Origin of the sequence: Kamptonema animale CS-326 (genome assembly GCF_028330895.1) — a bacterium.
Taxonomy (GTDB): Bacteria; Cyanobacteriota; Cyanobacteriia; order Cyanobacteriales; family Microcoleaceae; genus Kamptonema; species Kamptonema formosum.
Genome location: NZ_JAQMUA010000380.1, coordinates 1 through 9,956, shown reverse-complemented (window position 1 = coordinate 9,956; position 9,956 = coordinate 1). Strand labels below are relative to the sequence as shown.

10 protein-coding genes are annotated in these 9,956 nt (G+C 42.8%); 3 read left to right on the top strand and 7 right to left on the bottom strand.

All coding sequences use genetic code 11. From position 1 onward, the window contains the following. Positions 1 to 58 precede the first annotated feature (58 nt). From PN499_RS22380 to PN499_RS22350, 7 genes are all read right to left on the bottom strand, one after another. Positions 59 to 835 carry an MBL fold metallo-hydrolase gene (locus PN499_RS22380; protein ID WP_272034765.1) on the bottom strand — a complete coding sequence of 259 codons (777 nt, stop codon included), beginning with the start codon at positions 833 to 835 and terminating at the stop codon, positions 59 to 61. Between the two features lie 79 nt (positions 836 to 914). Next, positions 915 to 1,508, bottom strand: coding sequence for an anthranilate synthase component II (locus PN499_RS22375; protein ID WP_272034763.1), 594 nt, complete (start codon positions 1,506 to 1,508; stop codon positions 915 to 917). Between the two features lie 29 nt (positions 1,509 to 1,537). Continuing rightward, the gene (locus tag PN499_RS22370; RefSeq protein WP_272034761.1) at positions 1,538 to 2,044 is read right to left on the bottom strand and encodes a diacylglycerol kinase family protein; all 507 of its coding nucleotides are present in this window, start codon (positions 2,042 to 2,044) and stop codon (positions 1,538 to 1,540) included. Positions 2,045 to 2,223: 179 nt separating this feature from the next. After that, positions 2,224 to 2,757: an rRNA maturation RNase YbeY gene (gene ybeY / locus PN499_RS22365; protein ID WP_272034759.1), complete on the bottom strand. Its 534-nt coding sequence runs from the start codon at positions 2,755 to 2,757 to the stop codon at positions 2,224 to 2,226. 234 nt (positions 2,758 to 2,991) lie between these two features. Next, positions 2,992 to 3,207 (bottom strand): DUF3285 domain-containing protein, encoded by a 216-nt coding sequence (locus PN499_RS22360; RefSeq protein ID WP_272034756.1) that lies wholly within the window; start codon positions 3,205 to 3,207, stop codon positions 2,992 to 2,994. Positions 3,208 to 3,231: 24 nt separating this feature from the next. Further along, positions 3,232 to 3,411: a hypothetical protein gene (locus PN499_RS22355; protein WP_272034755.1), complete on the bottom strand. Its 180-nt coding sequence runs from the start codon at positions 3,409 to 3,411 to the stop codon at positions 3,232 to 3,234. 89 nt (positions 3,412 to 3,500) lie between these two features. Further along, on the bottom strand, positions 3,501 to 4,199 hold the full coding sequence (locus PN499_RS22350) for a glutathione binding-like protein (RefSeq protein ID WP_007357375.1): 699 nt from the start codon (positions 4,197 to 4,199) through the stop codon (positions 3,501 to 3,503). 298 nt (positions 4,200 to 4,497) lie between these two features. Between PN499_RS22350 and PN499_RS22345 the strand changes: the two genes are divergently transcribed. From PN499_RS22345 to PN499_RS22335, 3 genes are read left to right on the top strand one after another with little or no spacing between them, the layout of a single operon-like run. After that, on the top strand, positions 4,498 to 5,538 hold the full coding sequence (locus PN499_RS22345) for a cyclic nucleotide-binding domain-containing protein (RefSeq protein ID WP_272034752.1): 1,041 nt from the start codon (positions 4,498 to 4,500) through the stop codon (positions 5,536 to 5,538). A 23-nt stretch (positions 5,539 to 5,561) separates the two neighbouring features. Next, positions 5,562 to 7,382 (top strand): NHLP bacteriocin system secretion protein, encoded by a 1,821-nt coding sequence (locus tag PN499_RS22340; RefSeq protein ID WP_272034750.1) that lies wholly within the window; start codon positions 5,562 to 5,564, stop codon positions 7,380 to 7,382. Next, entirely contained in the window at positions 7,382 to 9,619 is a 2,238-nt protein-coding gene (locus PN499_RS22335) for an NHLP family bacteriocin export ABC transporter peptidase/permease/ATPase subunit (protein WP_272034748.1), read from the top strand. Before PN499_RS22340 ends, PN499_RS22335 begins: the two co-directional genes overlap by 1 nt. Positions 9,620 to 9,956 lie beyond the last annotated feature (337 nt).

Below are 9,956 nucleotides of genomic sequence, written 5' to 3'. Positions count from 1 at the left end.
CTGCTTAAGGGTGGCGATCGCGATCGCCACCCTTAAGCAGGGACAAGTATAGTAACGGTTAAAACCTGTAACTTAAAACTTCAATTACCGACCCATTATCAGGTAAATCAGCAGGTTTAAGCGCGATCGTATCCCGATCTATGCGGCGCACAGGAGTACCACTCATTAGCGCTAAAAAGTCATCTAGCGATACCAGATCGCAGGCCCCTGCATCCGCCGCTGGGGTTTTGTAATGAGTGGGAATCACCATTTTGGGTTTCAGAAGTTCCACAGTTTTTTTCGCCTCTTCAGGAGTATAAGCCTTGGGGCCGCCTCCCACAGGAATTAACAGCAAATCTGGTCGTCCGAGCAAGATTTGTTGTTCAATTTCAATTTGTCCGGCAATTCCCCCCAAGTGTAGAATTTTGACACCCGCCTGCTTCCACATCCAAGCCACATTCCTCCCAAAACGCCGTCCCCCTTCGCGATCTTTCAGTGTATTAATACCCTCAATCCGCATCCCATTAAACTGAAAAACTCCCGGTTCGTAAAGGAGCCCCGGATTATTTGAAAATCCCTCGATCGCGCCTTCATCTAATAATCTGCTGCTAATCAGAATTAAATCTGTAGCCACATTGGGAGCGCGGTATCCCGCCGTACAACCGATTGGGCGGAAGGGATTTACCAGCACTTTTAGGCCGTCGCCAGTGAATAAAAAGCAAGTATGCCCTAACCATTGCACGGACAAACCATTGCTGGTTTGTGCCTGATAGCTTTGCCATCCTGAAGGTAAGGTAGTTGCTAAAGCTGCTAGTAAACTTGTCTGTGCGTAACGCATCAATTGTCGCCGTTTCATCTTTATTCCTACTATTTAAACCCGTTTAACTTGAGAGAATATCATCTCTTACATTCACCTTTGTGGAATTAAAACCCGATCAATTTTGAAGCCTTGCCAAGAAATTTCGTAGCAATTGCTTCCCAGAAGTTGTTAATACACTTTCAGGGTGAAATTGAACTCCCTCGATATGCGGGTATTGGCGATGTCGCACGCCCATAATCGTACCATCTTCAACCCAAGCTGTAATTTCCAAAACCTCTGGACAACTTTCTCGTTCAATTACTAGGCTGTGGTAGCGGGTGGCAGTTAAGGGCGATTCTACCCCCTCAAAAACTCCTATCCCTGCGTGCAGAACCGGAGAAGTTTTACCGTGCATTAAAGTGGGTGCAGAAACAATATTGCCCCCAAAAACTTGACCGATACTTTGATGACCGAGGCAAACTCCTAAAATGGGCATGGTTGACCCTAATTCTTTAATCAATTCTAGAGAAATTCCGGCATCTTCTGGTCGCCCTGGCCCTGGAGAAATCACAACTGCTGCTGGCTGCAACTGGCGAATTTCTTCTATAGAGATTTGGTCGTTGCGGTAGACTTGCACTTGGGAGGCTACAGGTAAATCAGCACCCAATTCTCCTAGATACTGCACCAAATTATAGGTGAAGCTGTCGTAGTTATCGATGACTATAATCAAGGGCTATACTCCTATAAATAAGCTGTTGTCTAATGGCTAATTACTGGTTGAATTAGGGCTAATAAAGGAGGCAGCAACAGGGTAGCTGCGACGAGGGCAGAGACCATTGCGGAAACTAAAACAGCTCCCGCAGCACAATCTTTTGCTATTCTAGCTAGGTCGTGGTATGTTTGCTGAACTGTTAAGTCTACCACTGATTCTATGGCGGTATTTAACAATTCTAGGGCTAAAACTAAACCGATTGTTAAGCCAATTACGGATATTTCTACGGGTTTTAGATGCAAAAAGATACTTAAGACAATTGCTAAGGTGCCAATGACAGTGTGAATGCGAAAATTACGCTGAGTTTCAAAAGCATAATTTAGACCGGCCCAGGCGAATTTAAAACTAATTGCTAAACTGGAGGCAACTTGCCAGGATAGTTCCCGGTTGTGCTTCACTGCTTTAGTAGACCCTTTAAGGGTTGGGGTTGAAGAGTCTGAATCGGGGATAAATTCTGCACGCTCCGAGGAGATTGACGACTCATTTAATTTCATAAAGGGCAAGCTTAAGTTATAGAGATGAGTGTTCTTAAGACGTTGAAGATTGGTTTGATTTAGTCTCGTAGCTTTCCTGGGTTTTTGCTGATTTTCGCTGTGATTTCAGAAAGTTATTTTTGACTTCGTTATGATGAAATTCAACTCATCGCCAACCAATCTTATATAATTGAAAATGTTTATGTTTGAACGGTAAGACCAATCGTTTTAAGCAATATTTCTTGTTGATTGAGCATACTATTCAAACTATCTTCATCCGGGTGATCCCAGCCCAAAAGATGCAAAAAACCGTGAGCCGCTAGCCATGCGAGCTCCGTTGTTAAGGGATGCTGTTGCTGCTGGGCTTGACGGTGAGCTGTATCGACCGAAATTACTATATCACCTAAATACAGGGGCAGGGATGCTAGCATTTCTTGGGAATGAGGACAGTTTACCTCTAAAGCGGCAAAAGCTAGTACATCCGTCGGTCGATTTTGCTGCCGATATTGGCTGTTGAGGGTTTGCATTTCAGGGTCTCCTGTGAGGCGGAGGCTGAGTTCGCAACTGGGAACTTGCCCCATCTCTGGGGAAAGGGTTTCTAGCCATGTCTGAAACCAGGTTTCCCAGGTTTCGGGGTGAATCTGTCCCTCGGCGATACTCTCAGGGCTAATTGTTGCTGAAGCTGATTCGTTAGCTTCCCAGAAATAGTCCTGTACGCTCACCTCGATTTCCATTTTTTGGCACTCCTGGAATGTTTGTTAACTGTTAACTGGTAATTGGTAATTGGTAATTGGTAATGGCTAATGGCTAATTGCTAATCGCTAATCGCTAATTGGTAATGGCTAATCGCTAATCACTAATTACCCATCCTCACCATTTCTTCCATCCTCCCTCTCTTTCCCTAGTCCCTTCTTCAATTAGCGATTTGTGATTAATAGCAGTACCTACTGCATTAAAAACTGCTATATTTAGGGATGAAAATAGCGATCTATAAATGCTAAACCAATTAGTATCCCTAACAGGGCGATCGCTGTTAGGCTAAAATGAAATAGGGAGGTTGCGCGCTTGCGAACCATGTTTCGCATGGCAAGTTTGACGTAACTGGGTTGAGGTGCTGTTCCCGACGGGGCGGTTGAGGTGGCTGACCCGGAGTCGGTTTCAACGGGTAAGGGCGATTGGCTCATAGTTCTGAGTGTTGATAGTTAAGATTAAACTTGCCACGATTGTAACAAAAATGTAATGTTTTGTGTAGCAGCTTGGGTGGGTGCGATCGCGCACTGCATCACCGGTCGGAGGAAGACGGGTGAAGGAAAAAGGAAGAGGGATTTGAGCTTAAAATCAGTTTGCGGGTAATCAGGTTTGAGTAGCGCTGCGATCGTAAATAACATCGATCGCTTAAGTACATCTTCTCTCTTCTCCCTTCTTCCTTCTGCGTAAAAGTTCTCGGGCGATCGTCATTTTTACCTTCAATTCTCGCTCAATCATTGACTGTTTTGGCAGACTGATTAAACAACAAATTTCGTGACTCTTCAATACTAATTGCCTGAGTTTTGAAAGCTTCTGCTTGCTGATAGGCTCGAATGGTTGCGGGACGGGCTTTAATCGCTTCAAACCAACGCTGCAAGTGTTCAAAATCTTCTAGTTTTTGGCCTTGGAGCGCATAGGGTACAATCCAGGGATAAATGGCAATATCGGCGATCGAATAGTCACCACCAACAAATTCGCGATCGCTTAACCGCCGATTCAATACAGCATACAAACGTCCCGTCTCATTGACGTAACGTGCGATCGCGTAGGGAATTTTTTCGGGGGCGTACTGACTGAAATGATGGTTCTGTCCGGCCATTGGCCCGAGCCCGCCCATCTGCCAGAATAGCCATTGTAGAACTTCGAGGCGATCGCGAATCTCGCCAGGGATCAACTTCCCAGTTTTTTCTGCTAAATAAAGTAAAATCGCCCCCGACTCAAACACAGAAATTGGTTCGCCGCCATCCACAGGTTCGCGATCGACAATAGCAGGAATGCGATTGTTAGGGGCAATCTTCAAAAACTCCGGCTTAAACTGATCGCCTGCACCGATATTAATTGGAATCAGCGTATAAGGTACTCCGACTTCCTCTAGAAACATCGTAATTTTATGGCCGTTGGGCGTTGTCCAGTAATAAACTTCAATCATTCATGTCTCCTGAGATTACAAAAATTGTGCTTGGGATATTACCCAAGGTCAAATTATACCTTAACAAAGCTTAACATAAAAGTTGAGCAATTAAAACTCAACCAGCCTGCGGTGTAAATTTTTAATAAGTTTCTTGACATTACAATTTTTTTTTTGTATTATTTGCTCATTGAAAATGTACAAAATAAGTTTGATAGCAAAACTCAAACTCCCATCCAAATTCCAATTCTAGGGTGCTTTCTATCTAGTTTTCCCAAGTTTAGCTTATCCTCGCAGAATTAGCTTTACAATGTTATTTATGAAAACTCCGCAGATCGTCCCAGAAACTCTAGCTCAATTTCCCTTCTTTAGTATTTTAAATCAGAGGGATTTAGAATGGATTTTACATGAAGGTACCCCAGAAAAATGTCAACCGGGTCGAGTGCTGATCCAAGAAGGTCATCCAGTAGAATCACTCTATCTATCTATCTCAGGAACCCTAGCTGTTACCGTATCGCGCCAAGACGGAGGAGAACAAGAACTCAAGCGACTATTCGCCGGCGAACTAATGGGAGAAATGTCTTTTTTGGATAATCATTTACCTTCGGCTACCATCAAGGTAGTCGAAGATTCTCAGGTATTGTCACTATCCAAAAACACGCTGACCCGCAAACTAGAAACAGATGGAGATTTTGCCTCTCGTTTCTATCATTTATTATCCTTAAAACTCTCGGATCAATTGCGCGGCTTATCAGGTTTACTAACGGAAAATCAAGCATTACCCAGCGAACCATTACGAAAAGTGCTGCTCGTATTTGCCGTTCTTAATGATAGCGACATTGCTTGGATGATTGCTCACGGAGTACCAGAAAAAGTTATTCCTAATACTGTTCTCATCCAACAAGGAAAACCCGTACCTGCCGTTTACATTTTACTAGAAGGCACATTAGGTATTTATATTTCCCTCACCAAAAACGGAATCACAACAGAGAAAGAAGTCGCAAAGTCAATAAAAGGCGAAATTCTCGGTGAAATGTCTTTTGTAGAAATAGGCACCGCCTCAGCTACTGTCAAAGTAGTAGAAAATGCTTGGTTACTAGCTCTACCTCAATCACAATTAGCCGCCAAACTAGAGGAAGACAGAGCCTTTGCAAGTCGATTTTATCGAGCGATTGCTGTTGTCCTATCAAATCGTTGGCGCGATCGACTTATGCGTCGTGGATTTGCCACTCTCGCCAACGATCTCACTTCCATGCTCTCCGAAGAAATTGATGCCGAAGACGAGCTTGATTTTGATGTTTTAGAAGGAACTGCCATTGCCGGCACCCGCTTTGATTGGATGATTCGCCAGTTACGTTAATCGTTATAATTGAGTAACCTACGATGTTTACTAAAGATAGCAAAAAACGAAATATTTTTCGCCAAGAATCTCTAGAGCGACTCTCTTCTCCAGAACGCCTCGATCAACTCATGCAAGTAGTTGGCCCCAAAGAATGGGTACCTTTAAGCGTTTTAGGGGGTTTAGTTATAGTCGGGTTAACATGGAGTGTCTTTGGCAAAATACCAATCAGCATTGATGGACGCGGTATCTTTATTGCACCCCGTCAAGTAGTTGATTTTCAATCCCCAATTTCAGGGCAACTCAAAACATTATATGTCCAAGCAGGCCAATGTATTGCTAAAAATGAACGCTTGGCAACCATCGATCCCTCTGAGCTCAAGCAGCGGCTAAAACTTGCTCAAGATAAACAAGCACAATTGCAACAGCAATCTAACGAAACATCTTTGCTCTTGAATCAGGGAACTCGTTCTGAACAAGATGCCATTATTGCTTCCAAAATTAGTCTTCAGCAACGTCTTTTAGCCGCTCAGTCTATGACTCCTATGCTGCAAAATAAAGGCTTAGATGCTATCGCCCAACAGCGTCAGAGTCTACAACAAAGGTTACAGGATCTACAACAATTAACACCTATAATCCAAAGTAGAGGTTTAGATGCTATTGTCAGGCAAAGACAGAGTGTTCAACAGCAACTCCGAGATACTAAATCACTTACACCTACCCTCAAAGAAAAAGGCTTAAATACCATTGCTGAACAGCGCCAGAGTCTGCAACAACGCTTAGAAAATGCCAAAAAAATAGCGCCAGTTTTAGCAGAAAGATTAGAAAAACGTCGGCAACTATTCTCAGAAGGTGCCATCCCTCAAGATACTCTCCTCGAAGCAGAACAAGAATATTTTCAAAAATTAGAAAGCGTTGCAGAACTCAAGGCAGAATTAAAAGATTTAGATGCCCGTGAAGTGGAAGCACAACAGCAATATCTGGAAAATCTCAATCAGATTGGAGCGCTCCAGGCAAAACTCAAAGATATCGATGTTCAAGAAGCTACAACCCAACAGCAATATCTGAATAGTCTCAATCAAATCAATGAAATTCAAGCACAACTCAAGGACTTGGAAGTAAAGGAAACAGAATCTCAACAACGACATCTAGAAAATCTCAACCAAATTCGGCAAACCCAGGCAGATTTGCAAGAATTAGATACCAAAGCCAAGCGGTTAGAACAAGATAACTTAGAACAACTAAATAATAAACAAAATCCGATTCAGGATGTAGGGCGAGAAATTGCTCAATTGCAACAACAAATTATTGACAACAGCGAAATTCGCAGTCCTCACGCCGGCTGTATTTTAGAAATCATGGCTACAGAAGGACAAGTAGTTTCACCCGGTACTAATTTAGGTTCTTTGAATGTGACCAGCCGCAAAGGCACCCTAGTTGGAGTTAGTTACTTTACAGTTAAAGATGGCAAAAAAGTGAAACCGGGAATGATGATTCAAATTACACCGGATACAGTTAAGCGGCAACGATATGGAGGAATTGTTGGCACTGTCACTTCAGTTTCCGAGTTTCCTATTACTCAAAAAGGTGTGGCAGCAGTGATTGGCAATCCCGATTTGGTTAGTGGATTAATTCAAAATGTCAGCGGCGGAGCAGGTGGAGAAAATGCAGGTGGGGCGATTGTAGAAGTCCGTGCCCAATTGGAATCAGATCAAACTCCCAGTGGTTATAAGTGGTCATCTTCCCAGGGCCCACAACTAAAAATTACCCCTGGGATTACCACCACTGCTAGAGTTCGGGTGGAAGAACAAGCGCCTATTACCTTTTTACTACCCGTTCTCCGGGAATGGACTGGTGTTTATTGATGAAAAAGATGTTAAAGATGGGATTTACTAAATTAAAACAACCCAAAATCTTCAAGCGGGTAAAAACACCAACCTTATTACAAATGGAAGCGGTGGAGTGTGGTGCAGCCGCTTTGGGAATTATTCTGAGATATTATGGTCGGATCGTTCCTTTACCCGAACTGCGGACTAATTGCGGTGTCTCCCGTGATGGCAGTAAAGCATCGAATGTATTAAAAGCTGCTAAAAATTATGGAATGCAGGCGAAGGGATTTAAAAAACAACTTGCCCAACTTCAAGAAATTCAACCTCCGTTTATTGTATTTTGGAACTTCAACCATTTCCTAGTAGTTGAAGGATTTACGAAAGACCGTGTTTATCTCAACGATCCCGGCACTGGCCCTCGGAGTGTGAGTTTTGAGGAATTCGATCAGGCTTACACTGGCGTAGTTTTGCTAATGGAACCGGGCCCAGAGTTTAAACGTGGTGGCCGCAAACCTAGCATTATTCGCTCTTTAATGGAGCGTTTAAAAGGCTCAGTAGGGGCAATTATTTACTGTATTTTAGCTGGTTTTTTCCTTGTAATTCCGGGGTTGGCTATTTCCATTTTTGGTCAAATCTTTGTGGATAATATTCTAGTCGAAAATCGCTATGATTGGTTGCGACCCTTATTAATCGGCATAGGAATTACTGCCCTCATTCAAGCCAGTTTAACTCTGCTGCAATTGCGGTACTTAAGACATTTACAAATTAAATTATCTGTGGGGATGTCAAGCCGCTTTTTGTGGCATATTCTCCGCTTACCAGTGGGATTTTATGCTCAAAGGTTCGCGGGAGAAATTAGCAACCGCGCACAGTTAAATACCAGAGTTGCAGATGTATTATCTGGTCAGTTAGCCCAAACTGCGATCGATGTTGTGATGGTTATATTTTATGCAGCAGTGATGTTTGCCTATGACTGGGTACTGACTATAATCAGCATCTTCTTGGCAATCCTTAATGTCTCAACCTTGCAGTGGGTGGCAGAGAAACGCAAAGATAGTCACATGAGGTTAGTGCAAGATCAAGGAAAGGCAGCAGGTGTTGCTATTGCAGGGTTACAAAGTATTGAAACCATCAAATCCGCAGCCTTAGAATCAGACTTTTTTGCTCGTTGGGCTGGATATTATACGAAAGCAGAAAATGCTCAACAGGAACTCGGAATTAGCAACCAAGCTATCACTGTTTTACCCAATTTCATCACTGCCTTAACTACTCTGTCACTCCTTGTGATTGGCGGGTTGCGGGTGATGGATGGACACCTAAGTATAGGGATGTTAGTTGCTTTTCAAAGTTTAATGGCTCTGTTTCAGAAGCCAGTTAATACCTTAGTGAGTTTTGGTAGTACCCTTCAGGAGTTAGAGGGAGATATTAACCAATTAGATGATGTACTAGATAATGAAGTTGATTCGCAGATTAACCTAGAAAATCCCCAAAATCCCTTTCAGGTTGACGCAATACCTCGTACAAATGGAAAATTAACTAATTCTGCCTTTAAATTGGCAGGATATCTAGAACTTCGCAATCTCACTTTTGGCTATTCACGAATTGACGCTCCTTTAGTTGAAAATCTTAGTCTCAGCTTGCGGCCAGGTCAAAGAGTAGCCTTAGTAGGAGGGAGTGGTTCTGGTAAATCAACTGTTGCCAAAACAGTTGCGGGGTTATATGAAGCTTGGTCTGGAGAGATTCTATTTGATGGTATTCCTCGTTATAAAATCCCCCGTTCTGTGCTTACAAATTCTCTATCAATGGTGGAACAGGATATTTTTCTGTTTGGGGGAACCGTGCGTGAAAACTTAACTCTATGGGATAGTACAATTCCCAAAGATCAATTATTACGTGCTTGTCAAGATGCGGCGATTTTAGATGTGGTTTTAGCTATTTCTGGGGGTATTGAAGGGAATTTGCTTGAAGGTGCGGCAAACTTAAGTGGCGGACAGCGACAACGTTTAGAAATTGCCCGTGCTTTGGTAAACGATCCTTCGATCTTAATTATGGATGAAGCTACGAGTGCTTTAGATGCAGAAACTGAGAAAATTATCGATCAAAATCTTCGGCGACGAGGTTGTACTTGTTTAATTGTTGCTCACCGTTTAAGTACGATTCGTGACTGTGATGAGATCATTCTCTTAGACCGAGGTAAGGTTGTACAGCGCGGTACTCATGAGGAAATGAGGGCAGTTCCCGGCCCTTATATGCGCTTGATTCAGTCTGAGTGAAATATTATTGGTAATTGGTAATTGGTAATTGGTAATTGGTAATTAGGAATTGGTAATTGGTAATTGATAATTGGTAATTTGGTAATTGTAAGGTGGGCGATCGCCGACAAATATCTTCTCCTATGATTTACAGGTTTGTTACGGCGAGCGCCCACCCTACATTTAATTAAATTTCGGGTGAGGTTTTGTACTCAAATTATACCATTTCTCCAAAGTTATGCAACAGTAGCTAGGGCTGATAAAATATAGTCCCATCCGGCTATAGATGCTATTTCTTCTGTTGAAAGTTCTCCCAGAAAAGCGCAAACTTTTTCTTTAAGACCCTCTAGATTTTCAT